At 44.3% G+C, this 26,376-nt stretch carries 27 protein-coding genes and 2 tRNA genes; 12 read left to right on the top strand and 17 right to left on the bottom strand.

Annotated elements, in window-relative coordinates; genetic code table 11:
* Window positions 1–2 precede the first annotated feature (2 nt).
* Entirely contained in the window at window positions 3–923 is a 921-nt protein-coding gene (locus HGH91_RS12890) for a helix-turn-helix domain-containing protein (protein ID WP_168738817.1), read from the top strand.
* A 389-nt stretch (window positions 924–1,312) separates the two neighbouring features.
* On the opposite strand, the gene HGH91_RS12885 is transcribed toward HGH91_RS12890, so the two are convergent.
* The 3 genes from HGH91_RS12885 to HGH91_RS12875 form a co-directional block, all read right to left on the bottom strand.
* Window positions 1,313–1,386, bottom strand: a tRNA-Pro gene (locus HGH91_RS12885).
* Between the two features lie 174 nt (window positions 1,387–1,560).
* Complete coding sequence (locus HGH91_RS12880; RefSeq protein WP_168738816.1) at window positions 1,561–3,957, bottom strand: ABC transporter permease; 2,397 nt, start codon at window positions 3,955–3,957, stop codon at window positions 1,561–1,563.
* A gap of 192 nt (window positions 3,958–4,149) precedes the next feature.
* Window positions 4,150–4,557, bottom strand: a complete 408-nt coding sequence (locus HGH91_RS12875; RefSeq protein WP_168738815.1) for a hypothetical protein — start codon at window positions 4,555–4,557, stop codon at window positions 4,150–4,152.
* A 200-nt stretch (window positions 4,558–4,757) separates the two neighbouring features.
* Here HGH91_RS12875 and HGH91_RS12870 point away from each other — a divergent pair, with 200 nt between their 5' ends.
* Window positions 4,758–5,216: a DUF1569 domain-containing protein gene (locus HGH91_RS12870; protein ID WP_168738814.1), complete on the top strand. Its 459-nt coding sequence runs from the start codon at window positions 4,758–4,760 to the stop codon at window positions 5,214–5,216.
* 194 nt (window positions 5,217–5,410) lie between these two features.
* The gene (locus HGH91_RS12865) at window positions 5,411–6,790 is read left to right on the top strand and encodes a hypothetical protein (protein WP_211092274.1); all 1,380 of its coding nucleotides are present in this window, start codon (window positions 5,411–5,413) and stop codon (window positions 6,788–6,790) included.
* 598 nt (window positions 6,791–7,388) lie between these two features.
* Here HGH91_RS12865 and HGH91_RS12860 read toward each other — a convergent pair.
* The 5 genes from HGH91_RS12860 to dnaA form a co-directional block, all read right to left on the bottom strand.
* The gene (locus HGH91_RS12860) at window positions 7,389–7,922 is read right to left on the bottom strand and encodes a hypothetical protein (protein WP_168738813.1); all 534 of its coding nucleotides are present in this window, start codon (window positions 7,920–7,922) and stop codon (window positions 7,389–7,391) included.
* A gap of 6 nt (window positions 7,923–7,928) precedes the next feature.
* A complete protein-coding gene (locus HGH91_RS12855; RefSeq protein ID WP_168738812.1) occupies window positions 7,929–8,420 on the bottom strand; it encodes a hypothetical protein in 492 nt (163 codons plus the stop codon).
* An 8-nt stretch (window positions 8,421–8,428) separates the two neighbouring features.
* Window positions 8,429–8,755, bottom strand: coding sequence for a hypothetical protein (locus tag HGH91_RS12850; protein ID WP_168738811.1), 327 nt, complete (start codon window positions 8,753–8,755; stop codon window positions 8,429–8,431).
* A 139-nt stretch (window positions 8,756–8,894) separates the two neighbouring features.
* Window positions 8,895–8,983: transfer RNA gene (locus HGH91_RS12845), tRNA-Ser, on the bottom strand.
* A 203-nt stretch (window positions 8,984–9,186) separates the two neighbouring features.
* The gene (gene dnaA / locus HGH91_RS12840) at window positions 9,187–10,620 is read right to left on the bottom strand and encodes a chromosomal replication initiator protein DnaA (protein WP_079469646.1); all 1,434 of its coding nucleotides are present in this window, start codon (window positions 10,618–10,620) and stop codon (window positions 9,187–9,189) included.
* Between the two features lie 553 nt (window positions 10,621–11,173).
* Here dnaA and HGH91_RS12835 point away from each other — a divergent pair.
* The 4 genes from HGH91_RS12835 to HGH91_RS12820 all read left to right on the top strand — a co-directional run bounded on the left by HGH91_RS12835 (window position 11,174) and on the right by HGH91_RS12820 (window position 15,575).
* The gene (locus HGH91_RS12835) at window positions 11,174–11,554 is read left to right on the top strand and encodes a DUF3127 domain-containing protein (protein ID WP_145663729.1); all 381 of its coding nucleotides are present in this window, start codon (window positions 11,174–11,176) and stop codon (window positions 11,552–11,554) included.
* Window positions 11,555–11,692: 138 nt separating this feature from the next.
* A complete protein-coding gene (locus tag HGH91_RS12830) occupies window positions 11,693–13,255 on the top strand; it encodes an NAD(P)/FAD-dependent oxidoreductase (protein ID WP_168738810.1) in 1,563 nt (520 codons plus the stop codon).
* Between the two features lie 55 nt (window positions 13,256–13,310).
* The gene (locus HGH91_RS12825; protein WP_168738809.1) at window positions 13,311–14,255 is read left to right on the top strand and encodes an ABC transporter ATP-binding protein; all 945 of its coding nucleotides are present in this window, start codon (window positions 13,311–13,313) and stop codon (window positions 14,253–14,255) included.
* Window positions 14,256–14,270: 15 nt separating this feature from the next.
* A complete protein-coding gene (locus HGH91_RS12820; protein ID WP_168738808.1) occupies window positions 14,271–15,575 on the top strand; it encodes an ABC transporter permease in 1,305 nt (434 codons plus the stop codon).
* A 40-nt stretch (window positions 15,576–15,615) separates the two neighbouring features.
* Here the strand turns inward: HGH91_RS12820 and HGH91_RS12815 are convergent, their stop codons facing one another.
* Complete coding sequence (locus HGH91_RS12815) at window positions 15,616–16,563, bottom strand: NAD(P)H-dependent flavin oxidoreductase (protein WP_168738807.1); 948 nt, start codon at window positions 16,561–16,563, stop codon at window positions 15,616–15,618.
* 30 nt (window positions 16,564–16,593) lie between these two features.
* Window positions 16,594–17,586: a sugar phosphate nucleotidyltransferase gene (locus HGH91_RS12810; RefSeq protein ID WP_168738806.1), complete on the bottom strand. Its 993-nt coding sequence runs from the start codon at window positions 17,584–17,586 to the stop codon at window positions 16,594–16,596.
* A gap of 241 nt (window positions 17,587–17,827) precedes the next feature.
* Between HGH91_RS12810 and glyA the strand changes: the two genes are divergently transcribed.
* From glyA to HGH91_RS12785, 5 genes are all read left to right on the top strand, one after another.
* Window positions 17,828–19,105: a serine hydroxymethyltransferase gene (glyA, locus tag HGH91_RS12805; RefSeq protein ID WP_168738805.1), complete on the top strand. Its 1,278-nt coding sequence runs from the start codon at window positions 17,828–17,830 to the stop codon at window positions 19,103–19,105.
* 153 nt (window positions 19,106–19,258) lie between these two features.
* Entirely contained in the window at window positions 19,259–20,092 is an 834-nt protein-coding gene (locus tag HGH91_RS12800; RefSeq protein WP_168738804.1) for an ATP-binding cassette domain-containing protein, read from the top strand.
* A 6-nt stretch (window positions 20,093–20,098) separates the two neighbouring features.
* Window positions 20,099–20,914 (top strand): hypothetical protein, encoded by an 816-nt coding sequence (locus HGH91_RS12795; protein ID WP_168738803.1) that lies wholly within the window; start codon window positions 20,099–20,101, stop codon window positions 20,912–20,914.
* A gap of 11 nt (window positions 20,915–20,925) precedes the next feature.
* On the top strand, window positions 20,926–21,297 hold the full coding sequence (locus tag HGH91_RS12790) for a GntR family transcriptional regulator (protein ID WP_145663709.1): 372 nt from the start codon (window positions 20,926–20,928) through the stop codon (window positions 21,295–21,297).
* Window position 21,298: 1 nt separating this feature from the next.
* Window positions 21,299–21,976 carry a hypothetical protein gene (locus HGH91_RS12785; RefSeq protein ID WP_168738802.1) on the top strand — a complete coding sequence of 226 codons (678 nt, stop codon included), beginning with the start codon at window positions 21,299–21,301 and terminating at the stop codon, window positions 21,974–21,976.
* A 132-nt stretch (window positions 21,977–22,108) separates the two neighbouring features.
* Here HGH91_RS12785 and HGH91_RS12780 read toward each other — a convergent pair whose 3' ends face one another.
* The 7 genes from HGH91_RS12780 to deoC form a co-directional block, all read right to left on the bottom strand.
* Window positions 22,109–22,480 carry a rhodanese-like domain-containing protein gene (locus tag HGH91_RS12780; RefSeq protein ID WP_168738801.1) on the bottom strand — a complete coding sequence of 124 codons (372 nt, stop codon included), beginning with the start codon at window positions 22,478–22,480 and terminating at the stop codon, window positions 22,109–22,111.
* Entirely contained in the window at window positions 22,477–22,791 is a 315-nt protein-coding gene (locus HGH91_RS12775; RefSeq protein WP_168738800.1) for a DUF3817 domain-containing protein, read from the bottom strand. Before HGH91_RS12775 ends, HGH91_RS12780 begins: the two co-directional genes overlap by 4 nt.
* A 1-nt stretch (window position 22,792) precedes the next feature.
* Window positions 22,793–23,251 carry a hypothetical protein gene (locus HGH91_RS12770; protein WP_168738799.1) on the bottom strand — a complete coding sequence of 153 codons (459 nt, stop codon included), beginning with the start codon at window positions 23,249–23,251 and terminating at the stop codon, window positions 22,793–22,795.
* A 68-nt stretch (window positions 23,252–23,319) separates the two neighbouring features.
* The gene (locus HGH91_RS12765) at window positions 23,320–23,910 is read right to left on the bottom strand and encodes a TetR/AcrR family transcriptional regulator (protein WP_168738798.1); all 591 of its coding nucleotides are present in this window, start codon (window positions 23,908–23,910) and stop codon (window positions 23,320–23,322) included.
* Window positions 23,911–24,055: 145 nt separating this feature from the next.
* Window positions 24,056–25,231 carry a M20 family metallopeptidase gene (locus tag HGH91_RS12760; protein ID WP_168738797.1) on the bottom strand — a complete coding sequence of 392 codons (1,176 nt, stop codon included), beginning with the start codon at window positions 25,229–25,231 and terminating at the stop codon, window positions 24,056–24,058.
* Window positions 25,215–25,655: an SPOR domain-containing protein gene (locus HGH91_RS12755; protein WP_168738796.1), complete on the bottom strand. Its 441-nt coding sequence runs from the start codon at window positions 25,653–25,655 to the stop codon at window positions 25,215–25,217. Before HGH91_RS12755 ends, HGH91_RS12760 begins: the two co-directional genes overlap by 17 nt.
* 29 nt (window positions 25,656–25,684) lie before the next feature.
* On the bottom strand, window positions 25,685–26,344 hold the full coding sequence (gene deoC, locus HGH91_RS12750) for a deoxyribose-phosphate aldolase (protein ID WP_145663669.1): 660 nt from the start codon (window positions 26,342–26,344) through the stop codon (window positions 25,685–25,687).
* Window positions 26,345–26,376: the final 32 nt, after the last annotated feature.

The following is a 26,376-nucleotide window of genomic DNA, read 5'->3' as shown; positions in this document are numbered from 1 at the left end:
TTATGGCAAATCAGCAACCCATACGCATTAAAACCATTAGCGAATACCACGAGTTTATGCAATTGCCTAAGCCCGCCCATCCGCTGGTGAGCGTAGCGAGGTTTGAAGATGTAAAACTTGTGTACAATGAGCCGGTAAGCAGGATAATGGATTTTTATTCCATCGCCATTAAACGAAAGGCCAACGTAAAAATGAAGTACGGCCAGCAGGAATACGATTTTAATGAAGGAATCATGTTCTGCATGTCACCAGGTCAACTGCTGAGGGTTGAAATTGATAAGACGCAGCAACCGGAACATAGGGGATGGAATTTACTTATCCATCCCGATTTTCTCTGGAGTACCCCGCTGGCCAAAAACATCAAAAAATATGAATTTTTCGATTACTCGGTGAATGAGGCCTTGTTTCTTTCTCCCAAAGAAGAAGATACACTTATTGGCATCATGCAGCATATAGACCAGGAATGCCAATCCAACGTGGATAAATTCAGCCAGGATATCATCATCGCACAGATAGAACTGCTGCTTGCTTATACGGAACGTTTTTATCATCGCCAGTTTATTACGCGGAAGATCAATAATCATAAAGTACTTGACCGGTTGGAACAGGTACTCTCTGACTATTTCAACAGTGAAGACATCGCCCAATATGGCTTACCTACCGTAACCTATATTGCCGAAAAAATAAATATTTCGCCCAATTACCTGAGCGGCTTGCTAAAAGTGCTTACGGGGCAAAGTACCCAACAGCATATTCACGAAGAACTAATTAAAAGGGCGAAAGAAAAGCTGTCCACCACCGCGTTGTCAGTAAGCGAGATCGCTTATGAGCTGGGGTTTGAGCATCCGCAGTCGTTCAGCAAGTTGTTCAAAACCAAAACAAATCTTTCACCAGTTGAGTTCAGGCAGGCTTTTAACAGCTAGTAACAAATTTCCCAAAAAAATATAGCAATGCCAGAAAAGTAGCTCCTGTAATTAGGTTTCTTTTTTCTGGAATGAGCCGATTCGAGGGATTATTCGGCTCATATTTCTCCCGTAAATTGAGCCGAATAATCCCTCGAATCGGCTCATGGTATACATGACAGCATCCCGATTGGCCAAATTTCAGCTTCGATCTGGTGGCGATAGCGGATAAGTTATACAGATTTGCTGAAGAAACAGGATACGCCCACTCTGTTAAACCGGGGAGGAGGGAGGAATACACACTACGCATTAATTCTTTAATCTTCCACCAAATGGCATCCCCGAATTACAAACAATCTTTCCCTAAAACAAAAAAGCCTACTCTTTTCTGAGTAGGCTTCTTTTCTAAGTCGGGGCGGCAGGATTCGAACCTGCGACCTCCTGCTCCCAAAGCAGGCGCGATACCGGGCTACGCTACGCCCCGAAATCCCTTCTTAGTCCGCATTCTGGCAATATAGGCAGCCCTTGTGGCGATATCCTTGCTTCAATTGCGGAGTGCAAATGTAGGAAATTGTTTAACATAAAAACAAATTTTTCTCCATAAATTTTAAAAATACAGAAAAACCGGCCCCCACAGCTACTTTAACGAGCCATCTTTTTACTCAGATCTTAAACTTTTAACGGGATTGGTCATGGCTGCCTTCACCGACTGATAGCTCACAGTTAGAAATGAAATCACCAGGGCAGCAACGCCGGCAGCCGCAAAAAACGACCAATGTAACCGGATATGGTAGGCAAAATCCTGCAACCATTTGTGCATCATCCAGGCAGACACAGGGAAAGCAATGACCAGCGCCCACAATACCAGTTTAATGAAATCCTTTGACAGCATGCCTACAATGCCAGATACGCTGGCGCCCAGCACCTTCCGCACACCTATTTCTTTGATACGTTGCTGCGTGGCAAATGTGGTAAGCCCAAATAAGCCCAGGCAGGAGATAAAAATGGAGAGCGCAGAAAAAACATTGAATAATTTTCCCATCCGCTGTTCGGCCAGGTATAAGTTAGCCAGATCCTGGTTTACAAATCCAAATGAAAAAGGGAAATCTGTATAGATCTGTTGGAAAACCTTTTTCATTACCACCAAACGCTGACTCATATTGGCGGGTGTCGTTCTCAAAACCACATAACCCGTATTACCATTAAAATTACCATCGCTGCCATTCCTGATAATCAGCGGTTGTATCGGCTGTTGTATCGGCTTAAAATTGAAATCTTTGACTACACCTATAATCTGCCCCGCTCTGCTGTCGAGTGTTAACTTTTTCCCTACCGCCGTTTCAGGGGCTATCCGCATGGCTTTCAACGCAGTTTCATTGACTACATAGTTATTATTATCTCCCTTAAAATTTTCTGAAAAAAAGCGCCCCAGCTTCATCCGCATACCGAACGTGCCAACAAAATGATCGTCGGTCCACATCTGCGGGAAAACAATATCGTCGTCAGGTGTTTTTCCTTCCCACTGTACCGCCTTTGTACCGGTAGGCATATCGGTAGGCAAATGGCTCACAAAGCTGTAGTTATCCACTTCAGGGTACTGGCTCATAGCGGTTTTGAAAGCCTGCTGACGTTGCACCAGGTCACCCAGGCGAGGAATAGGTACGTACAGGAGATGTTCCTTATTATAGCCTATATCCATCTTACGGATAAACTGTAATTGGCTGTATACAACAATGGTGCTGATCATCAGGATTACCGCAATGGCAAATTGTACGATAATTAACCCATTCCTGAAATACGTTTTTCCCCCGTGCAGCATTTTTACACCCTTTAACACTTTTACGGGATTAAACGAAGACAGGAATAACGCAGGGTAACTACCCGCCAGCAATCCCACTACCACGGCGATTGCTAACAACATGCCTATCATTTTTATATTCAGCAGGTGCAGCATCATTGCCTTGCCTGACAGTTGATTAAACAATGGTATCAGCGCCCAGGCGATGATAATGCCAATCCCCAGCGAGATAAAAGATAACAATACCGCCTCACTTAAAAATTGTAGCATCAGCTGAAAACGAAATGCGCCCAGTGTTTTACGCATACCCACTTCCCGGGCACGTTGCCCCGACAGGGCAGTAGACAGATTCATGAAATTGATGGCCGCAACGGCCAATATAAACACTGCTACCAGCGAAAAAATCAATACTTGCTGGTGATTCCCCTGTCCGGGTACATCCAGCATATAATGGGAGCGTAAATGGACATCTGACAGGGGCTGCAAAAACAGTGTACCATTGGTTTTAGAATCATCATGCTTGCGGTAAGTGTTCATGATTTGTTGCTGCAGAGAGGCCAACGCAGGGGCGGTGGCATGAAAGTGCTCATTCATCTGCAGGTAAGTATACACATCAAAATTACCCCAGGCCTGCTGCTGATTTATGGTCTTATCATATTGCTGAATAGGCACTAACATATCAAATTGCAGATGGGAATGCTGTGGGATATCTTTTAGTACACCTGTTACGAGCAAATCGTTTCCTTTATAGTTATTGTCGATATGCAGGGTTTTGCCCATCGCATTTTGAGGACTACCAAAAAACTTAGTGGCACTGGCTTCCGTCAGCACGATCTCTTCCGGGTGAGTAAGCAGGGAAGCAGCATCTCCCAATAGCAACGGATAAGTGAATATGTGCAGGAAATTACTGTCGGCATAGTAAATACGCTTTTCTTCAAACTTTTGCATACCGGTTGTTACCATGCACTGGAGGGAAGCCAGCCGGGTCACATTTTTTACCGCCGGCACCTCGTCCCTCACCGCCATGGCAATAGGCACCGGCACCACCGCTGCGTCTATATCCGACACCCGGGCGGTAAGGCGATATATGTCATTTGCATGCTCATTAAATTTATCATAGCTCCTTTCATCCTGTACCCACAGAAAAATAAGGATACTACTGGCCATACTAACAGCCAGCCCCAAAATGTTCAATCCCGAAAAAAGCTTATTCCTGAAAAAACTCCTGAAAGTGGTTTTCAAATAACTCTTGAACATGCCGTAATATATTGAGATATTTTTTGGGGCGAAAATACGATGCCAGTAATCAAAATAGTTTTAAATAAATTATTTATACATATATAATTTATACAATTGTTCGAAAGTAGTACATGTCCCGTCCGGTATTATATACAAATAAAAAAAGGGAACAGTAGTACTGCTCCCTTTTTATAGCTGTTTTACAACCGACTATTTTTCTGTATCTCCTTTTGCTCCTTTCTGTGCATGTTGTGCATTCATATCCTTCAGCTTTGCCAGCTGATCAGGGGTCAGAATGGTCTGGAATTGTTGTTTACGGTAGGCGGAAATTTCTTTAAAACCACCCTTTTGTCCGCTTGCCTTCGCCGCGTCTTTACGGCGGATGCATTCTGTATTTACATCCAGTACCTTTTTATATTGATCATCTGTGAGATTTAATTTCGTCTTTAATTCATCTGTGTAGGCGATAGCGCGTTTTTCCGGAGCTGGTAATGCTTTAGGGGCAGCAGGGGCTTTAGCAGGCGCCTGTTTGGCGGCGGCAGGGGCAGGTGTAGCTGTTTGTGCGAAAACCGGGGACACCGCCAGCATGATAGCGATTGCAGCAATTAACTTTTTCATGTGTGTAATTTGTTTTTGTATGGCCCGTAATCCAATTTTCTTGCCAGTGCATCAGAACCTGGCAAACCGGGGCTTAAAATTTGCTTAAAAAGAAAAATAGCTTTCTATGGGTAGCGGGGTATATTTTCAATATTTAAATCAGTAACTTAAAGCGCAAAGCAGCTGGCATCCCCGGCTGTCCTGTATCTAAAACTAATTTCATGGCACTACCTGATATTTTTACCACCGCGGTGGCTGAAAATGTAATCCAGCGGATTAATCAACTTACACCCGGCGCTACGCCGCAATGGGGCAAAATGAATGTGTCGCAGATGCTGGCACATTGTAATGTAACGTACGAACTGGTGTACGATAACAAGCACCCCAAACCCGGCTTCTTCATGAAGTTTATTATGAAAACCCTGGCAAAGAAAGCGGTTACCAGCGAAACCCCTTTCAAACATAACAGTCCTACCGCATCTTCCTTTTTGATTACCAATGAAAGAGAATTTGAAACAGAAAAGAATAGACTGGTAGCGCATATACGGAAAACGCAACAGCTGGGTGCCGCCCATTTCGACCAGAAAGAGTCGCACTCCTTCGGTGTATTGACCATCACGGAGTGGAATAATATGTTCTACAAACACCTGGACCATCATCTTACACAATTTGGTGTATAATATATCCTGTATTACGGCGTACAGTAAAGATGTACTGTACGTCGTAAGGTTTCCCTATCCCGAAAAGCGTTTTTTCCTTCCTCTACCTGTTAAGACTCAGTGTCTTATTCTGATTACGGCACCACCTATTGCCGTAAACCATCCGGCAACTATTTGCGGGGCCGTGCGTTATTAATGAACCAACATGCTCCATTATGACCACCAAAATAACTTCGCTGACCGACCTGCTAACCGCGCTGGCCCATCATCAGCCACAAGCCCTGCAACTGCAAACGTCTATTCTTTGTCCATATGCTATTACGCTACCGCCGGGCTATACGCTCTGCGGCACCGATAAGGATAAATGCATGCTTAGCTTTAATAACAGTGATGGCATTGGCATCACTGCCAATAACACCATCAAGGACCTGACCATTATGACTACCCCTTCCTGCAGGGCTATCTTTTCGCATACCGGTCTGCCGGATATGGGTACAATCACATTGCATAACCTTTGTATTACCGGGCAGGTATCGGTGATGATACGACAAGGTACCCATCGCCTGGCGTTTCACGCCGGCGACATAGACATTGTGTCCTGCGATGCCCGCCGCTACAGCGAACAACCACAGAAATACGGCGTAAACGTTTACCAGGGTGCTTTTACCGTGTATAATTTTAATGGAGATACCAACAGCAACATCGAGGCCCGGTTGACCGACATCACGATAGGCCGGAAAAATGCCCCGGTCATTGGCTCCGGAATTTTCATCAGCGGATTTGGGGATAACGGGGGATGGGTAACCCTTCAAAAACTCACTACCGGTGCAGTCTATTCCAACGGCATGCTCCCTTACGGCACTGCCGATATGATCACCGCTGCCGTGTTTATTGTATTTGGGGTAAAAGCCAAAACAGTGGTTCATCATGGCGAAATTGTAACCTATGGCGTAAATGATATGGTACTGGACACCTGGGGCTCCGTAGATAATTGGACCGCCCAGGAACAGCTAATCTCCCATGGTCCCAGTGGCATCGGCTTCGTTAATTTCGGCACCGTAGACACCTTCACCGCCAAAAAAGAAATCATCACCCACGGACTAGGCGCACGGGGCTTCAATCAGTATGACGGCACCGTTAAAAATATCTATCTCAAATCCATTACCACCCACGGTGACGGCTCCATCGGCATACAAATCAGTAAACCTATCGGCAACATCCACATCGCGGAAAATATTACTACCCATGGCAGTATCGGCAACACCCTCGTAAAAGGCGTACTCATGCCACTTCCCGCCATAGCTTTCAGCATCAAGCCTGGCGGTGCAGTAGAAAGTCTCGCTGTACAGGGAGATATCACCACCTACGGCGCTAACGTAGATACCTATACGATCGAGGGCGGTAAACTGGAACATATCCAGGTAGCAGGACTGATCAGCGCCCAGGGGCCGGATGCCCATGCCATTGTAGTGAGTGCCGGCGGAAGTACGCCACTCACCAACGTAACGGCAGGTGCAAAATCAGGGAAGGTATTGGTGAATAATGGCGGAACGATTACGGATATGAGTGGGTTCATGGAAGAAGGAGTGTCATGAGAAATGTATTCTCATGACACCTTTCCTATGTTATTCTTTTAGAGAGAGGTGGCTACCACTAAAAAAAAGTTAAACATAAAGATAGCACCATACATACCTCTAGCTCCCACGAATATTAGGTCTTTATAATTTTTTCTATACAATACTTTATAAATGCTATCAGCAGCAAATAGGTATCTTTAAATACTATATTCGGATTTATTGCATTTACAATCAATTTTATGTTGTCCGTTTACCTGTATCGTTAGCAATAAAAAATAAATGAGATAAAATGTTATTGAATCATAGGATTCTGTTAAAAAATTTAAGCAATCTAATTCCTGCTTCCATATTCCCATAACCCACCCAATATTTCTGCTTATAAAATAAGGGCATAACGATAGGTGTTATCATTATGCCCTTATTTATTATTGCTTTTTAACAGGGAATACACCTACTATTTCTACACCTTTGTGAGGGGGCTGTGGCTTTTGTTTTTCAAGAAGTTTGACTTGCTCAACTGAGGTAATCATCATCGCCTGATGAGCATATTCAAGCCTAATAAAGTAATTCTTCTCTTCAAGCTATCTTCAACCAACGATACATTTCCTTCCAATTATCAGTTCATCGTTGTACTGTAATACCAATGGGCATCAATCTTTTTCATAGATCCTATATAGTTTTTCCAATACTCCAGGCCGATCTTTTGTGAGTCAGGTACATAGAGAATTATACCAGCTCCCTGCTTCATATAAATCTTCAGATCTATTCCCACATCTGATAAATCTCCTTGAATATCCCTTATACTTAGTTTATCCATCATATCTAAAAGCCATTTAGTATGAGATATCAATTGCTGTCTATCCTTTATGCTATCAACATCCTTCAAATCTAATATATCAGGTGAATATGTTATACTATCACTGATAAACTCATAATGATTCTCGTTAACTTCGAAATAGTATTTATTGGTTTTGCCATCCTTATGAGTGCAGAATAAGATGTTGTTCTCTCCTCGGCTTCGCATTATGCTTTTAGATCTGAATAGACTTATTATAGTATCTCTACTGTTATAGACACTTTGAATAGCATCCATTTTAGGTGAGGCACATGCAGAAAAAAAAACTACAATAGTTAATAATAAATATTTCATATCATTCTAATTTTGGAGTGGTTTCCAACCCTTCATTCCGTTCATCAATTGGTTCAAGCTCTTTTTATATGCTTCTATTATGGGTGGGCTTGAATTATATCCATTGATAATAGCCCTTTGATCTCCAGGCGAATCCCAAAAACCCGGAGCTCCATAAGTCCCTGGACCAAAATCGTATAAAGGGGTAATCTGATTTTTCCCGTTAAATATATTATTATAATGTGCACCGGCTTGTGAAACTCCAAGAGGAATTCCCAAATATCCCATGCCACGTCCCCATAAATAGTTCCCTATATCACCTACATTATAAGCAGTTCCATTTCTAATATAAAATTTCTTAGGATCGAGATCACCACTTCTTATTCCTTGATAACCATAATCCATTTTACGGGCCCCTTGTGCCTTAGCATAGGAAATAGGCGAGTCAGCGGTATAAAAGATCTTCTGGAATCGCATGTATTTGGAAAATCCTTCTCCTTCCGCTTTCACTTTTTTCAATTCTTCCCTTAGCTTTTCTCTTCTTTTGTTTCCTCTTTATCGTCTGCCTCGTCATCATCAGCGTTATCCGGGTTGGCCGACAGCAGCGAATTATTAATAGACTTATCGCTGGTCAACACTACTTTCCCATTAGTTACGTTGATTCTCTGTACAAGTAGTCCATCAATTGTCTTACTTTTTTTCATTAAGGCCCCGGTATCGCCGGCATGTATTACTTTCAGGTCGGTGCTACCTTTACGGAGTTTAAATTCATTACCCCATTTAATCACCGTTTTTTGGGCTAGCGTTGTGAAGCTAAGAGCAGTCAGGCACAGAGATAGGCAAAAATGTTTCATTGGATTTTTGGGTATAAGGATAACAATAATATTAATGCTATTTCTTTAGACGGATACCGGGTCTGTCTGGGACCACCTCCAATATACTAAAAGAAAAAAAGCCCTGGTTACTTGCGTTTACCAGAGCTTTTAAAGCTTGCGGAGAGAGAGGGATTCGAACCCTCGGTACAGTTTAACCCGTACGACGGTTTAGCAAACCGTTCCTTTCGGCCACTCAGGCATCTCTCCGTATTTCCCAGAAGGGGCTGCAAAAATAAACAAAGTTTTATATTCTCCAAAAGCATTTTCATTTTTTTATAAAAATTTTGAAAAACATATTATTACCAGCCTATCTAAATACGCCACCACGGCCATTCCCATACCATAAAAAAATGATGCCATTCTAAAATAGAATGGCATCACTAAAATAGGTTATTGGGGGGAGAGAGGCCTTACATAGCGGCCAGCTGTACTTTCTGTTGTAATTCAATCACGCTGTCGCGGAAGTTATTATCTGTATCCATCAGGTCTTTTACGGTTTGGCAACTATGTATCACGGTAGTGTGATCCCGTCCGCCAAAATGTTCACCGATCGTTTTCAAAGAGTTTTTGGTAAATGATTTCGCCAGGTACATGGTAATCTGCCGGGCCTGCACAATTTCACGTTTACGCGTTTTCTGCAGCAACTTATCGTATGGTACGTCAAAGTATTCACATACCATCTTCTGGATGCTTTCTATCGTAATTTCTTTGGAAGATGTTTTTACAAAAGACTTCAATACCCGCTTGGCCAGCTCCAGGTCTATTTCCTTACGGTTCAGCGACGACTGTGCCAGCAATGAAATAAGTGCACCTTCAAGTTCGCGTACGTTTGTCTGAATATTGTATGCTACATACTTCACTACCTCCTTCGGCATTTCCAGTCCGTCGTTCCGCATTTTCATTTCCAGGATTTCCATCCTGGTTTCAAAATCGGGAATCTGGATATCTGCGCTTAATCCCCAGCGGAATCGGCTCAACAGCCTCTCCTGTACGCCATCAAGGTCTTTCGGCGCCTTATCAGAGGTAAGGATCAGCTGCTTACCTGACTGGTGTAAGTGATTGAAGATCGCAAAGAAAGCGTCCTGTGTTTTCTCTGCCCGCGCAAAGAATTGTATATCATCTACAATCAATACATCAATCAACTGGTAGAAGTGAATAAAATCGTTAATGATATTATTCTTGGAGTGATCAATAAACTGGTTGATGAATTTTTCTGCGCTCACATATAACACCGCCTTATTGGGGTGAATGCGCTTTACATCATTACCTACAGCCTGTGCCAGGTGCGTTTTACCGAGACCTACGCCTCCGTATATCACCAACGGGTTAAAAGAAGTGCCACCGGGCTTCTCTGCCACGGTTTTACCTGCACGCCTGGCTACACGATTACTGTCTCCCTCTACATACGCATCAAACGTATAATTTGGATTGAGCTGTGAATCAATTTGTACCCTTTTAATGCCCGGGATAACAAACGGATTTTTCACCGGGTTGTGAATCGTTAAAGGGAAATCTACTTCATTGTCTTTCTGAGGTTTGGTAAACTGCGTGGGCATGTTTACAGTTCTGGGATGCTGATGTGGTGTACCGTTCTCGACTACAATGCGATACTCCAACCGGGCTTCTTTTCCTAATTCTCTTTTGATGGTTTTTCCTAACAATCCCACATAATGCTCCTCAAGGTATTCATAAAAGAATTGGCTGGGGACCTGGATGGTTAAAACATTGTTTTCAAGTTTAATGGGTTTAATAGGTTCAAACCATGTCTTAAACGGCTGCCATTCTACTATATCCCTAATTATATTAAGACACTTTTCCCAAACTTGTTCGCAAGTTTTATTCATTGAGATAAAAAAAATTAGTTGTTTCTTAATTAAGGATGCTTAGTTCTCGAATTCGAAATTCCCCAACGCAGGAAGTTGAAAAATTTTCAGACAGGATGACGAATATCTGTAGAAAATGTTGAAAAAAAAAATTTATCTACCCTTGTTTATGTTATCCTGATTACAGTTTGCCTAAACTCCTCTTTCCGCTGCTGCCGGGGCTTTACAACCCAGACGTGACAAGGTTTTCACTACTATAAACCCCGTTGATTAACAGTACCTTTATCCTGGTCATTCTCCTTTTTATCATAAATATGGATATATAACTGATAAAATAATATTGTATCCTTGTCAACAAAAAAAATCGTTCACTGGTAAAGCGCGAGATATTCACACTTTTTCCGGAGAGGGTGCAAAACTATGTTAGTATCTCCATTTAAAAAAATGTGTTTAGGGGTAGTAATTATGGAAGTATTTAATTATAACCGCGCGCACTGGTATTAATAAAAAATATTTGCCCGCACTAAGTCGAATACCTTATCTTTGACCCTTCTGAATTTAAAATAATTTTTCTATGAGTTTTGAAATTACCGGAAAGCTGATTGTGAAGTACAATACGGTACAGCGTAGCGAAACTTTTAAAACAAGAGAGTTCGTTATTGAGAAGTCTGACGACATCAATGGCCGTGTTATTAACAACTATATTAAATTTCAGTCGGTACAAGACCGCACTGGTATTGTAGACCGGTTCAATGAGGGTGAAAACGTTAAAGTTTATTTCAATATCAAAGGTACCCGTTGGGAAAAAGATGGTAAAGTAAATTACATCACCAACCTGGACGCATGGCGCATGGAATCTGTAATGGCCGCTCCTGCTCCCGGCGCTGACCCACAACCTAACTACAATACACCACAAATGCCAGCCGGCGACGGTGGAGACGATTTACCGTTCTAATTAGCATAAAAGCTAAGACAGCAAACATAAAGCTATTATAGCGAATGATCTAAGCGATACTTACCGCCCGGATCATTCGCTATAATAGCTTTATGCTTTATGCTTCCCGCTTTCTTTCCTATCTTCGCCCCTGCTAATATGATACAACAAATATCTCTCAAACTACTGCCGGCAGATGCCGCCTCTCATACATCTATCATAGCGCATGCAGCCGCGGCATTGAGTGTAAAACCTACCGACATCACGGGATTCAATCTGCTCAAACGCTCTATAGACGCGCGCTCCAGGCAGGGAGTGTTCTTTGTACTTACCCTCGAAGTCTTTATCAGTGAGCCATTTGTTGAAAAACAACATACTCACCCGGTATACCCATCCCTGCCCGCCAACGCCCCCCGCGTACTCATCGCCGGCGCCGGCCCCGCAGGACTCTTTGCCGCATTACGCCTCATCGAAGCAGGCATCAAACCCATTATCCTCGAACGGGGAAAGAATGTAAGAGACAGACGCCGCGACCTCGCAGCACTCAATAAAACCGGTGTCGTAAACCCCGACTCCAACTACTGCTTCGGCGAAGGCGGCGCCGGTACCTACTCCGATGGGAAACTATATACCCGGTCTAATAAACGCGGAGATATTAACCGTATCCTCAATATATTCGTACACTTCGGCGCAGAAGATAAAATCATGATCGATGCGCACCCACATATTGGCACCAACAAACTCCCGCATATCATCACCGCCATGCGGGAACAAATTATCAACAGCGGCGGAGAAGTACACTTCGAACAAAAAGTAAGTGCTATCCGCATTAGCAACGGTGCCGTTACCGGCGTACAAACCGCCTCAGGAGAAGTGTTTGAAGGTAAACAACTGATCCTCGCCACCGGCCACTCCGCCCGCGATATTTTTATCATGCTCCATCAGCAAAACATTTTGCTGGAAGCCAAACCATTCGCACTCGGCGTCAGGATAGAACATCCACAGACCCTGATCGACAGCGCCCAATACCACTGCGACACCCGCGGCCAGTTCCTGCCACCCGCCAGCTATAGCCTGGTAGAACAGGTAGAAGGAAGAGGCGTATTCTCTTTCTGCATGTGCCCCGGCGGTATCATTGCCCCCGCAGCCACCGACCCCGGTGAACTCGTGGTAAATGGCTGGTCGCCCTCCAAACGTAACAACCCCTTCGCCAATTCCGGCATGGTGGTAACGGTAGATGAAGCCGACTTCGCTCCCTTCGCACAACACGGCCCCCTCGCCGGTATGTACTTCCAACAGTCGGTCGAACAAAAAGCCTATGTGGCTGGCGGTGGCAACTTCGTTGCCCCCGCGCAACGCATGACCGATTTCGTACAGAAAAAAATATCCGCCTCCCTGCCCGAATGCTCCTACATTCCAGGCCTGCAAAGCGCCGACCTGCGCACCGTACTGCCCAAGGTAGTACACCAGCGCCTCGCCGGCGCCTTTAAAGCATTTGGACGCAAAATGAAAGGCTATTACACGGAAAATGCTGTGCTGGTGGCTACCGAATCACGCACCTCTTCCCCCGTACGTATTCCCCGCGATAACGACACCCTCGAACACCCACAGGTAGCCGGACTATATCCCTGCGCAGAAGGCGCCGGATACGCCGGCGGTATCGTGTCGGCCGCTATGGACGGCGAACGCGTGGCCGCAATGATCGCTGCCAAATGGCAATAAATCTTGTATGAGATATTATAATTAATTATTGCTGATTAATTACTAATTTTTCATCATGAACCTACTCGAAGTTAAACACCTGAAAAAACATTATGCCACCCACAAAGCGGTTGATGATGTTAGCTTTGATATACAACAGGGCAGCATCTTTGGCTTACTGGGACCCAATGGCGCAGGCAAAACAACCCTCCTGCGCATGATTACCGGCATCTTCTACCCCGATGAAGGGCAAATCCTTTTCAATGGTAAAAAATTTGATCCCGAAAACGATGTCCGCCACATTGGCTATATGCCGGAAGAAAGAGGCCTCTATAAAAAAATGATGGTAGGCGAACAAACGCTCTACCTCGCACAGCTCAAAGGCGTACCCAAAAAAGAAGCCGTAGAAAAAATCAAATACTGGTTCGATAAATTCGATATCAACTCCTGGTACAACAAAAGAGTCGATGAACTCAGCAAAGGCATGCAGCAGAAGGTACAGTTTATCTCTACCATCCTGCATCAACCCAAACTACTGATACTCGATGAACCCTTCTCCGGCCTGGACCCGATCAACTCCAACCTGATCAAACAGGAAATCTTTCACCTGAGCCAACAAGGCACCACTATCATATTTTCTACCCATCGCATGGAACAGGTGGAAGAAATATGCGATCATATCCTGCTGATCAACAAAGGCCATAAAATATTGGATGGTAGCGTTAAACAAATACAGCAGAACTTCAAACAGGGACTCTTTAAAATTGGTCTTGGTACCATGCCCAACCCTGCACAAATGGCTACCTATCATTTTACCATTGTGCAATCACATGATAAAGCGTTTACGGTAAAAATGAATGAAGACAGCACCACTAACGATATCCTGCTGCACTTCATCCGCCAGGATATTCCTGTTACCTATTTCGAAGAAATTTTACCTTCTATCAACGAAGTATTCATCACCCAGGTACAACAAACGGAAAACAGCCGCAACAACGTAGCTGCAGCACCACTCACCTGATCATCTTGCTTTTTTATGGAAAAAATATGGCTCATCATAAAAAGAGAATTTATTACGCGTGTGCGCAAAAAGTCCTTCCTGGTCACTACTTTGCTGGTACCGCTGGCCTTCGCTGCCATGATCATTGTTCCCATCCTGCTGGCCACTTCCTCCAGTGAGCACAAACTCATTGCAGTGGTGGATAACAGCCAGCTATTCGAAAACAAATTTCCCGACGCTAAAGGCGTTTACTTCAAATACCTGCACCAACAGAACATCGATAGCCTCAAGCAACACTATGAAGAGCTGGGCTACGAAGGCGTATTGTATATACCCGAATTTGATATCAATCGCCCCTCCGGCTTTGAATTCTATAGCAGCGGGCAGGCCAGCGTTACCATGGAAAGCAGTATCAATAGCGATATCAATAACATTATTGAGAAAAAACGTATGGAACTGCAAGGCATTGACCAATCCAAACTGGATGATATCAAGTCGGATGTGGAAGTGACCTTCAAAAACGGGAAAGAGGGCAAGAAAGGCAGCTCCTGGGTAGCCTATGGCGTTGGCTATGCCTCCGGGTTTATTATCTACTTTATCCTGTTACTGTTTGGTACCTCTGTGATGAGAGGCGTAATGGAAGAAAAAGTAAGCCGTATTGCTGAAGTAATGATCTCCAGCGTAAAGCCCTTTCAGCTGATGATGGGCAAAATCATTGGTATTGCGGCGGTGGGCCTGTTGCAGTTTCTCATCTGGGGTGTGCTCATCACCGTCATCTATTCCCTCATTCCTTTGTTCGTTTCCCCGGAAAGTATGCAGGCCGCGGCCCAGGGCAGCCAGGCCATGTCGCAGAGTGAACAGGCGGAAGTGGTAAGGCGGATTACTGAAGTAGTGGGCAGTATTCAATGGAGCCTGCTCCTACCTTGCTTTGTATTGTATTTCCTGGGAGGATACCTGTTTTATTCTTCGCTGTATGCCGCTATTGGCAGTCTTGCCAATGAAGATGCGGCAGATATACAGCAGCTTACCATACCGGTAACAGTACCCATCATCATCGGTATCATGATCATGATGAAGGCGGTGCACGATCCCACCAGCTCCCTGGCTGTATGGGGCAGCATTATTCCGTTTACCTCTCCCATGGTGATGATGGCCAGGTTGCCTTATGGCGTACCAGGCACCGTACCTTACTGGCAACTGGGTCTTTCGTTCGTTTTCCTGATAGGCGGATTTATGACCACTACGTGGGCCGCCGGCCGGATCTACCGCACGGGGATCCTGATGTATGGTAAGAAAATTACGCTGAAAGAAGCGATGAAGTGGGTGGTAAGAAAACCTTAAAATTATACGCGTCCCGCCCCGGCCGGGGTGGGGCGCAACACTATATCCTGATATTTTTAACCCGCTGCATGGTTTCCCTGAATTCGGCTACAATATCGGCCAATACCGTGGCCGCGGGTTTTATCTCATGTATCAGTGCGCTCACCTGGCCTATTTCCAGCTCTCCTTCTTCCAGGTTGCCTTCAAACATCCCTTTTTTGGCCCTGGCACGCCCCAGCAACGCCTGTAAGGCAGCAGCGTCTGCCCCGCTGTCTTCCGCGGCTTTTACGGCGTTATAAAAGCTGTTCTTTAGCAGTCGCACCGGTGTCAACTTTTTCAGACTAAGGGCGGTATCGCCTTCTTTCGCCGCTACCACTGCCTGTTTAAAATTGATATGGGAAGAAGCTTCAGGGGTGGCTACAAAACGGCTGCCTACCTGTACGCCAGATGCACCCAAGGCAAAAGCCGCTGCCATGGCCTTTCCTGACCCAATGCCCCCTGCGGCAATCACGGGTATTTTTACCTGTTCACATACCGCTGGAATCAGTACCATCGTGGTGGTTTCTTCTCTGCCATTATGCCCGCCGGCTTCAAAACCTTCTGCTACCACCGCATCTACGCCGGCAGCTTCACTTTTACCGGCAAACAGGGCGCTGGACACCACATGTACCACTTTAACACCGGCAGCTTTCAGCACAGGCGTCCACGTTTTGGGATTGCCGGCAGACGTGAACACAATTTGTACTTTCTCTTCCAGGATAATATTCATCAGCTGGTCGATATCGGGGTACAGCAACGGTACATTCACCCCAAAGGGCCTATCAGTAGCCTGTTTGCATTGCTGTATATGTTCCCGTAAAACATCAGGATACATACTACCCGCGCCGATCAAGCCCAAACCACCCGCATTGCTAACGGCACTGGCTAAACGCCACCCGCTTGCCCAGATCATACCTGCCTGGACAATGGGATATTGAATATTAAATAAAGAAGTGATACGGCCATTCATTGCCACGAATATACGATAAAGCAGAAAGCTTTACCCCAGGTCTATTTCTGTATTGTCGCCGATATTCAGACTTTGGCTCAATCCCCGGATATTGGCATCGCTACCAATCAGCGAAGACTTTAACACTACCTCATACAGGTTACTGAAAGAGCCAATAATAGAGTCTTTTACAATAGAGTAGTTGATCACGGTATTATCGCCAATGGCTACATTGGGACCAATAATGGCGTTTTTTATATTACAGCCTTCACCAATACTTACCGGGGGAATGATAATGGTATTTTCGTAAGGTAATACCGGGTTGCTGGCCAGTTTATATTTTTTCAGCAGGATGGCATTCGTTTCCAGCAAAGTATCTTTACGGCCACAGTCAAACCAGTTAGATACCTTAAAGCCGTTAAACTGTACACCATGCTCTATCATACATTCCAGTGCATCGGTCAACTGGAACTCATCATGCGATTTTATCTTATTATCGATATTGCTTTGCAGGCAATCGAAGAGTTGTTGCGTTTCTTTGATCTTGTAAAGTCCCACCAGGGCCAGGTTTGACTTAGGTATTTGCGGTTTTTCCACCACACGGGTAATCCGCGCCTGGTCGTCCAGTTCTGCTACGCCAAAATTGCGGGGATCATCTACTTTCTTCAGCCCCAGCATGGAGTACGGGGCAGCAATCACTTCTTTGAAGTCACATTCACAGATAGTATCTCCCAATACGATCAATATCTCATCGTTACCCACTACCTCACGGGTCAGCAACATCGCGTGACCGGTGCCTTCGCGGCTGGCCTGATGCACAAAGTGACAGGTGAGCTTAGGATATTTCTTTTCAACGTAGTGTTGGATTTTCTCACCCAGGTAGCCTACCACGAATACAAATTCAGAAATCCCGGCCTCCACCAGCTGATCAATGATAATACTGAGTATGGTTCTGCCGGCTAAAGGTATTAATGCTTTGGGCTGGGTATATGTATGTGGACGAAGTTTGGTGCCTGCCCCTGCCACTGGTATTATTGCCTTCATTGAGTGTTGTAGTTAGGATTGCGAGTACGCTCGAATGCCGCGAAAATAGGCAAAAAAGAGCAAAAAGCTAAAAGGATAAAGCAAAAAGCTATTATCGCAGATAACTTGTGCAGCGAATTATTTGCATGGATCATGCGTGATAGTAGATTTTGCATGCTGCTATCGCTTTTAGCTTCCCGCTTTGGGCTTTTCTTGCAATTCATCAGACTATCATTTATTTTTGCGTCAAATTTAAGGCAACATGCAAAGAGACCAGCAAATATTTGATTTAATCGGCCAGGAATTGGAGCGTCAGCGCCATGGCATCGAGTTAATTGCTTCTGAAAACTTTACCAGCTTACAGGTAATGCAGGCGATGGGGCAGGTGATGACGAATAAATATGCCGAAGGCTACCCTGGCAGAAGATATTATGCCGGCTGCGAAATTGTAGACCAAAGCGAACAACTGGCCATCGACAGGGCTAAACAAATATTTGGCGCTGCATACGTGAATGTACAGCCACACTCCGGCGCACAGGCCAATGCAGCAGTAATGCTGGCTATCCTCCAACCCGGCGACAAAATCCTGGGACTGGATCTGAGCATGGGCGGTCACCTTACCCACGGTTCTGCAGTAAACTACTCCGGTAAACTTTATCAGCCTCATTTCTATGGCGTTAACAAAGAAACCGGCCTCGTAGAATATGATAAAATGGAAGAAATCGCCCAACGCGAAAAACCCAAACTGATTGTTTGCGGTGCTTCTGCTTATAGCCGCGACTGGGATTATAAACGTATCCGCGAAATCGCCGACTCAGTAGGCGCTTTCGTAATGGCGGATATCGCCCACCCGGCAGGTCTGATTGCGAAAGGATTACTGAATTCTCCATTTGCACATTGCCACTTCGTTACTACCACTACCCACAAAACACTGCGCGGTCCCCGCGGCGGTATGATCATGATGGGCGCCGATTTCGAAAATCCATTTGGCCTGAAAACACCCAAAGGTGAAATCCGCATGATGAGCTCCCTGATTGATACTGCTGTATTCCCTGGCATCCAGGGCGGCCCGCTGGAACATATCATCGCTGCAAAAGCCGTTTCCTTCTTCGAGATCCTGTCTGACGACTACACCGTATACGCCAACCAGATCCTGAAAAATGCACAGGCCATGGCTAAAAGCCTGGTAGGTAAAGGCTACGAAATCATCTCCGGCGGTACCGATAACCACCTGATGCTGATTGACCTCCGCAATAAAAATATCTCCGGAAAAAAAGCTGAACAAACCCTTGTTAAAGCGGATATCACCGTTAATAAAAACATGGTGCCTTTCGATGATAAATCTGCGTTCGTTACTTCCGGTATCCGTGTAGGCGTTCCCGCTATCACCACCCGTGGACTGAAAGAAGGTCACATGGAACAAATCGTAGACTGGATCGATCAACTGATCCTGGACGCAGATAACGAAGCACTGATCACTAAAGTAAGAGGAGAAGTAAATACCTTCATGAAACAGTTTGCCCTGTATCCTGAATTATAATAACGTACCCTCACAAGTATATATAAGAGAGGAAGCCTGTATACAGGCTTCCTCTCTTTATTTTATCAAGCTTCCCAAAATTTATTTTGATATTTAAAAAATACTCCTACCTTTATAGTGTACTAGTAAAATAGTACACTAAACCACGACAATATGATTAACATCCAATCCCTGTCATTCAGCTACCGGAAAAACAAGCCCCTCTTCGACAATCTCCAGCTACGGCTGGAAGCCGGGCACATTTATGGATTGCTGGGAAAAAACGGCGCAGGCAAATCTACTCTTCTGAAACAGATGGCCGGCTTGTTGTACCCCGACAAAGGCACCTGCGAAGTAATGGGTTATGCTGCCGCTAAAAGACAACCCGCCTTCCTGCGCGAAATATTTCTGGTACCGGAAGAGTTCTACCTGCCCAGGGTGAGCATTACCCGCTACGTGAATACGTATGCGCCATTTTACCCCAACTTCGACCAGGGCGCCTTCTTCAGCTACCTCAAAGAGTTCGACATCCCCCGGGATCATATGCTCACCGAAATGTCTTACGGACAAAAGAAAAAAGTGCTCATCAGCTTCGCCCTGGCTACCAACACGAAAGTGCTGATCATGGACGAACCCACAAACGGCCTGGACATCCCGTCTAAAAGTCAGTTCCGCAAAGTAATTGCCGCCGCCGTGAGCGACGATAAATGCATTGTAATATCCACACACCAGGTACGTGATCTCGACAACCTGATCGATAGCATCGTGATCATCAACGACCATAAGATCATTTTCCGCGAAGATGTACAAACGGTAACGGATAAACTGAGCTTCAAAACCGTGAGCCGCATAGAGGAATCCACCGGCGTACTGTTTGCCGACAGTAACCTGCGGGGACATACCATTATTACCCGCAACACCGGCCAGGAACATAGCAAAATAGACATGGAACTGCTATTCAATGCTATTCTCACTAACCAGCAACCTATCCAGGAAATATTTAACTAATTGCCCATGCAACCAAATAACTTTTTCAGCCCGCCGCGCATGCAGCTCTACCTGCAAAAACATATTACGGATCATTACCGTTTTTACCTGATGGGAATGGCCGCTATTTTCGGCCTATCCACCATCATTCCCGTTCTAATGGTCCTGTTTAATGGCGATGCCTTTACCCGCATGAATGAAATAGCGCCGATCTACTACATGGGCCTGTTCTTCGGGGGCATGCTGCTTACCAGCAGATCCTTCAATGAACTGGGAAGCAAGGAAAAAGGCATCGACTTCCTGATGATACCCGCCTCCCTGTTTGAGAAATTCATCACGGTACTATTGTTTACTACAGTAGGCTATTTCCTCTTTTATCATCTCAGCTTTTACTGTACCTATAAAATCATCAACGGCATAGAACTGACCCTGCGTCATAAGCCCATTGAGCTGAATTACCAGTTTCTCAACAACCCAGATGAAAAAAGGTATATCTATTATGCTTACTTCGTCCTGCAGGCCGCTTTTTTACTGGGCGCTACTTATTTTCATAAAGTCTCTTTTATCAAAACAGTGCTCTGCATATTTCTTTTGGGATTGGGGCTCTATCTCGTTAACTGTATCTTGCTGACTTTTGTTTTCGGATTTGAAAAAGATATGTGGAAAAGAGGAATGCCATTTATACTTGTCATTAAACAAACAGGCGGCCCACAGGTATGGCATACCACCACCTATTTCATCCCGGTTTGGCTACAGGATAGCTACCTCTTCGCCTTTAGGTTTTTGTTAGCCCCTATTTTATGGACGATTGCCTTTTTTAGGTTGAAAGACCAGGAAATTTAAATTTTTGAGAGATGGAATTCAAAGATACCCAGGCAATATACGTGCAGATCGCAGACTATATCTGTGAGCAGGTATTGCTCAGTAAATGGCAAACCGAAGAACGGTTGCCCTCCGTCAGGGAACTGGCCGTACTACTGGAAGTAAACCCAAATACGGTGATGCGGACCTGTGAGTTATTACAACAACAGGAAATTATTTACAATAAAAGAGGAATCGGCTATTTCATCAGTGCTGATGCGGTAAAGAAAATAAAGCAATACAAAAAAGAAGCCTTTATCACCAATGAATTACCCAGCTTCTTCCGCAGCATGTACCTGCTGGACCTCGACCTCGATGAACTGAAACCTCATTTTGAGAAATTCAAAAAATCAAACTTTAACTAACATGAAAACGAGCAATCAATTACTCCTGGGATTCATGGGACTACTGGTAATAGGCATGCTGTTTTCTGCCATTATACTGAAGGCCGGCTATAACAAAGGCATTACCAACAACCCGGCATATGACCAACGGCAAAAACCTGATCCTGATTATACCAAGGCTTCACTTCCGCCATTCAAAGCCTTGGTACTAACCAGCTCTATCGAGGGAGACGGCAAAGAAGAGCATCCTGACGTAACTATCAATACCACAGCAGATTACAGCCTGGAATCGTATAAAAATATCACGTCGCACCAAATTGGTGACACCTTGTTCATTGAAATCCGGAAAGCACGGGGCATTACATTGAACTGTCAGCAACTCAGTTATATCCGTAACACCAGCCGCTGCAATGTTTTTCTGAATGGCCTGGTAGCCGACCAGCTCGACATGTACGCAGGATCGCATGTACGATCTTACTTCAGTGATGTAAACATAAAACGCTTCCATTACACCGGCGATACCGCCAATATACTGGAAGTAAGTGATGCGGCTAAACTGGATTCAGTAAAAATTTCGATGCATAAAAATGGATCACTTTATTTCTACCCCGGCTATCGATATGGCGACATCCAGGTAGACAGCCTCGCTGAATTAGTGCTGTCGGCCCAGGCGGTCAACAGCCTCAAAAAGATCAATTAATCGCTTTCATACATTTAGCAATAAATATTCTATCTAAAAAACCGGGCCTGTTGTTTAACAGGCCCTTCTTTTAAAAGAAATTTCCAACCCTGGTAATGGTTCAAGCTGACATGCCCGTTTTAAAAACAGCGATCATTTTTTGTTTTTCTGCCCAGTTACTATTTTTTCCAGATCCGTCCAGGCACCACCATTAAAAATATGCTTAAATCCCCTTTCCTTTAGAATGGCTTCGGCTTTCACACTTCTTAAACCGTGTGAACAACAGGTTATATAAGTTTTACTGGTATCCAGTTCAATGTACCTTTCACGGATTGTTCCCAAAGAAATATTGATTGCACCTTCAATATGCCCCATTGCATATTCATTCTCTGTCCGGACATCTAATATGATTGCTCCATTTGCAATTTCAGTAGATAACCCTTTGTCAAGGGTAGCAAAACGATACGTTCGATACGAAACGTATAGTAGTAAAAGTACACCTGCTATTATTAAAACTGTTTTCATTCTTTCTCTTTGAGTTTGCTTAAAATCCTGCTGTCAATATAAAATGTCCCGAATGGAATGAAGCAGGCCAAAATAACTCTCCAGGTGGTTGTTTTGAATTTCCAGTTTTGTTCAACGCCAACGCTTAATGTGTTGAACAAAAAGAGTAAAAATATTGCTCCATGAATGGGGCCAAGCGCCTTTGACAGGCTTGGGTTTCCGAAGTAATACTTCATTGGAACGGCTATAAAAACCAATACTAACAATGAAATCCCTTCCAGGTAGCCAATAACTCGTAATCTTCCGATTTTTGTTCTAAATAAATCTTTCATTTTATCTAAAGTAAGGTCTGTTTGCTAATGGTGAAAACGGCCAGGGAATGGCAATGAGAATAATAATCAGGGAAATTGAAAACCATATCAGCATCGTTTTGAATTTTTCATTGTCTGTTGGTTTCCGTTTTGATAATGCCGAACCAATAGTAATGAATATGATAGCTATTAGCATTAAAGCAATATGGAGTACGCCGAAGAATGCCATATCAATGTGGTGAACGGTGTCTTTAAAATTTGTCCAGAAATATTTAATGACAGGGCTTTGAGAATAAAGAATAATTCCAATTACCAGCTGGATATGGGCAATGGTGGCCGTCCAATGCCTGACGGCATTATCTGTTCTGGTAAAATGGCGTTTTGAAGTATATCCTTTGTATGCGTTGTAAATAGCAAAAATTAAGCTGGCCAGTACAAGCCAACGGAAAATTGAGTGATAAAATGTAAGCGCCTGATACATCGTACTTTTCGTTTACGATGCAAAGTAAAACAAAAACATACTAACTAGTATGTTTTTAGAGAAAAAAATTATTTCAAAGTGTTTAGGTAACGTTTAAGCTCCTTCAAATAAGACAGATAAACCTTTTTGTTGTTTTCGAGCTTTGCAAAATTCCGTATGCCCCAATAGCCGGATGTTACAAACATGGCTACCTGTTTCGCATTTATATCATCGCGTATCTGCCCTTTTTCTTTTCCTTTTACAATGGCCGCTGCCATTGTCTTTATCCATTGTTGTGTAATGTCGTTTAACGCATCATTGAAATCTTTGTTCCAGGATGCCATCTCTTGGGTAAAGTTGGCAACAGGGCAACCGTGTTGCACCTGTAAAAATTCATCCTCGATCAAGAGATAATGTATTAATTTGTAAATAGCCTCTATTGGGTTTTTATCGTTTTGCAACGGCGCAATAAAACTGCTTGCAAGTGTTGGTTTCAGCAATTCGTTGATGATAGCTATTCCCATTTCATCTTTGTTTCTGAAATGGTAATAAAAAGCTCCTTTTGTTACCTGCGTGGTAGCAAGAATATCATCGATACTGGTGGTCTGATAGCCCTTTTCGTATATCAGTTCAAAAGCTTTTTGTAGAATATTTAACCGTGTTCCTGCTGCTTTTTTCATAAAAACATACTAATTGGTATTATTTGCAAATAAAGCGATACCTGGCCAGTTGCACAAATTATTGCCGGTGTGGAGCTACTTTCTGCAGGCTTTAAAATAAAAACGTCCCGATATTTACCGGGACGTTCTCATCATAAACATATTGTTAGAACTGCGTAGCTAAATAGGCCATGGTGCCCATGCCTACCTCAATCGCCTGTTCATCTATATCAAAAGTAGGCGTGTGTACGCCGGAAGTAATACCCCTGGCTACATTGCCGGTACCCAGCCGGAAAAAGCAGGCCGGCACTACCTGCGAATAAAACGCAAAATCTTCTGCGCCCATCCGGATTTCTGTATCTCCCACCAATTCTTTGCCCAGGTAGTCGGTGGCAAAGTCCCTGGCTTTGCTGGTAACTACTTCATTGTTATATAAAGTAGGATACCCAACCAATATTTCAATATCTATTTCAGCGCCCATCGCTTCAGCGATGCCGATGGCCTGTTTGCGGATCAGCTCATGCGCTTTAAACCGCCAGGTTTCATCCATAGCTCTGAAAGTGCCCATCAGCTTTACTTCGCTGGGAATTACGTTGGTAGTAAATCCGCCGTTGAAGGCACAGATAGATAATACAGAGGGTGAAAAAGGATTGTTATTACGGGAGATAATCTGTTGCAGGCTTACCACCAGCTGAGATGCCACCAGGATGGTATCTACAGTAAGATGTGGTTGTGCCGCATGACCACCTTTACCTTTTATGGTGATATAAATTTCATCGGCGCTGGCCATATATTTGCCGGCATGAAATCCCAGTTTACCCACTTCCAGGGAAGGGTGCACATGTAATCCCAAAATAGCGTCGGGGCGTGGGTTTTCCAACGCGCCTTCTTCAATCATAATACTGGCGCCACCGGGGTGTTTTTCTTCGCCCGGCTGAAAAAGTACTTTAATGGTGCCTTCAAACTGGTCTTTTAACTCATTCAGTATCTTAGTAGCGCCCAGCACACAGGAGGTGTGTACATCGTGGCCGCAGGCATGCATGACGCCTGGATTGGTAGATTTATAGGATACATCATTGGCTTCCGTAATGGGCAGCGCATCGATATCGGCGCGCAGGGCAATCACTTTGGAAGCGGGATTTTTACCTTCAATGAGCGCAATAATACCCGTTCCGGCAATACCAGCCTGGAAAGGGACGCCAAAGGCGGTGAGCTGTTCCTGGATAAACACAGTGGTCTTAAATTCCTGGAAAGACAGTTCGGGGTGAGAATGCAGATGGCGCCTCACAGCGGTAAACTCGGGCGCATATGCCTTCGCCAACTCTTTAATTCGATTCTTCATTCGATAGTTCTTTATCCAGTGTCACGTTAATAATGGCAGGTACTACAAATACACCGCCTGAAAACAGGTCGGATAATTTGTCCCGTAATTCGGTGGCCTCTTCACGGGTTTTGAAATCGCCTACGCGCACTTTAAAATAGGGAGCCTGATAATCAAGATAGGTACGATAGTCGGAGAAAAGCTGCATCACTTTCGCCTTGGCTTCATTGGCATCGCCACGCTTGTTGGTGGAAATTACCTGAACCCGGAAACCAGATTGGTTGCGGATAGCCAGGGTATTGATATAGATCTGCTTTTTAATCAGCACATCCAGCCGGCTATCTTTTACCACTCTTACGCCACTGTTAATGGCCACGCTGTTGTCCTGGGCCATTGCCCAACTACTTCCTAACAGACAGCAGACCAGGATGAATAACTTTTGCATGAAATAAGGTATAATTAACGAATGAATAATTACTGTTCTTTGCTCTCCTTCATGATACTTACACTGGCACTGGCGCCAATGCGGGTAGCACCGGCTTCCACCAACTCCTTTGCAAAAGCAAAGGTACGAATACCGCCGGAAGCTTTTATTTGTATGTTGGCCGGTAAATTTGCTCTCATTAGTTTTACCGCGTCCACAGTAGCACCCTTTTCAGCATAGCCAGTGGAGGTTTTCATGAAATCTACGCCGTATTTACTGTAAAGCTGGCAACATTTCACGATCTCCTCTTCTAATAATATGCCACTTTCAATAATTACTTTAATCACCTTCTTCTTTTCCCGGATGATATACATGATATTGGCAATTTCCTTTTCGAGGAATTCCCAGTCATTATTTTTAATAGCGGAGATATTGATCACCAGGTCCAGTTCATCGGCGCCATCTACAATGGCCAGCACCGTTTCCGCTACTTTGGCTTCAATGGCCGAATAGCCGAATGGGAAACCGATGACGGTAGCAACTTTGGTATTGGTAGATCCCAGGAATGTTTTGGCCAGTTTCACGTACAGTGGTGGTACACAGGCGGCTGCAAAATCATATTCCACGCATTCCATGCACAACTTTTTGATATCCTCCAGCGTGGTGGTGGGTTTCAATACGGTATGGTCTATATAGCGGTTAATCTCCATAAATACATTTACTGATTACAGGGCGAAATTAA

Origin of the sequence: Chitinophaga eiseniae (genome assembly GCF_012641265.1) — a bacterium.
Lineage (GTDB): Bacteria > Bacteroidota > Bacteroidia > Chitinophagales > Chitinophagaceae > Chitinophaga > Chitinophaga eiseniae_A.
This window is presented reverse-complemented; position numbering and strand designations above follow the sequence as displayed.

Coding starts and splice junctions, on each gene's coding strand:
- HGH91_RS12890 (WP_168738817.1), top strand. CDS start 3: ATGGCAAATCAGCAACCCATACGCATTAAAACCATTAGCGAATACCAC.
- HGH91_RS12880 (WP_168738816.1), bottom strand. CDS start 3,957: ATGTTCAAGAGTTATTTGAAAACCACTTTCAGGAGTTTTTTCAGGAAT.
- HGH91_RS12875 (WP_168738815.1), bottom strand. CDS start 4,557: ATGAAAAAGTTAATTGCTGCAATCGCTATCATGCTGGCGGTGTCCCCG.
- HGH91_RS12870 (WP_168738814.1), top strand. CDS start 4,758: ATGGCACTACCTGATATTTTTACCACCGCGGTGGCTGAAAATGTAATC.
- HGH91_RS12865 (WP_211092274.1), top strand. CDS start 5,411: ATGACCACCAAAATAACTTCGCTGACCGACCTGCTAACCGCGCTGGCC.
- HGH91_RS12860 (WP_168738813.1), bottom strand. CDS start 7,922: ATGAAATATTTATTATTAACTATTGTAGTTTTTTTTTCTGCATGTGCC.
- HGH91_RS12850 (WP_168738811.1), bottom strand. CDS start 8,755: ATGAAACATTTTTGCCTATCTCTGTGCCTGACTGCTCTTAGCTTCACA.
- dnaA (WP_079469646.1), bottom strand. CDS start 10,620: ATGAATAAAACTTGCGAACAAGTTTGGGAAAAGTGTCTTAATATAATT.
- HGH91_RS12835 (WP_145663729.1), top strand. CDS start 11,174: ATGAGTTTTGAAATTACCGGAAAGCTGATTGTGAAGTACAATACGGTA.
- HGH91_RS12830 (WP_168738810.1), top strand. CDS start 11,693: ATGATACAACAAATATCTCTCAAACTACTGCCGGCAGATGCCGCCTCT.
- HGH91_RS12825 (WP_168738809.1), top strand. CDS start 13,311: ATGAACCTACTCGAAGTTAAACACCTGAAAAAACATTATGCCACCCAC.
- HGH91_RS12820 (WP_168738808.1), top strand. CDS start 14,271: ATGGAAAAAATATGGCTCATCATAAAAAGAGAATTTATTACGCGTGTG.
- HGH91_RS12815 (WP_168738807.1), bottom strand. CDS start 16,563: ATGAATGGCCGTATCACTTCTTTATTTAATATTCAATATCCCATTGTC.
- HGH91_RS12810 (WP_168738806.1), bottom strand. CDS start 17,586: ATGAAGGCAATAATACCAGTGGCAGGGGCAGGCACCAAACTTCGTCCA.
- glyA (WP_168738805.1), top strand. CDS start 17,828: ATGCAAAGAGACCAGCAAATATTTGATTTAATCGGCCAGGAATTGGAG.
- HGH91_RS12800 (WP_168738804.1), top strand. CDS start 19,259: ATGATTAACATCCAATCCCTGTCATTCAGCTACCGGAAAAACAAGCCC.
- HGH91_RS12795 (WP_168738803.1), top strand. CDS start 20,099: ATGCAACCAAATAACTTTTTCAGCCCGCCGCGCATGCAGCTCTACCTG.
- HGH91_RS12790 (WP_145663709.1), top strand. CDS start 20,926: ATGGAATTCAAAGATACCCAGGCAATATACGTGCAGATCGCAGACTAT.
- HGH91_RS12785 (WP_168738802.1), top strand. CDS start 21,299: ATGAAAACGAGCAATCAATTACTCCTGGGATTCATGGGACTACTGGTA.
- HGH91_RS12780 (WP_168738801.1), bottom strand. CDS start 22,480: ATGAAAACAGTTTTAATAATAGCAGGTGTACTTTTACTACTATACGTT.
- HGH91_RS12775 (WP_168738800.1), bottom strand. CDS start 22,791: ATGAAAGATTTATTTAGAACAAAAATCGGAAGATTACGAGTTATTGGC.
- HGH91_RS12770 (WP_168738799.1), bottom strand. CDS start 23,251: ATGTATCAGGCGCTTACATTTTATCACTCAATTTTCCGTTGGCTTGTA.
- HGH91_RS12765 (WP_168738798.1), bottom strand. CDS start 23,910: ATGAAAAAAGCAGCAGGAACACGGTTAAATATTCTACAAAAAGCTTTT.
- HGH91_RS12760 (WP_168738797.1), bottom strand. CDS start 25,231: ATGAAGAATCGAATTAAAGAGTTGGCGAAGGCATATGCGCCCGAGTTT.
- HGH91_RS12755 (WP_168738796.1), bottom strand. CDS start 25,655: ATGCAAAAGTTATTCATCCTGGTCTGCTGTCTGTTAGGAAGTAGTTGG.
- deoC (WP_145663669.1), bottom strand. CDS start 26,344: ATGGAGATTAACCGCTATATAGACCATACCGTATTGAAACCCACCACC.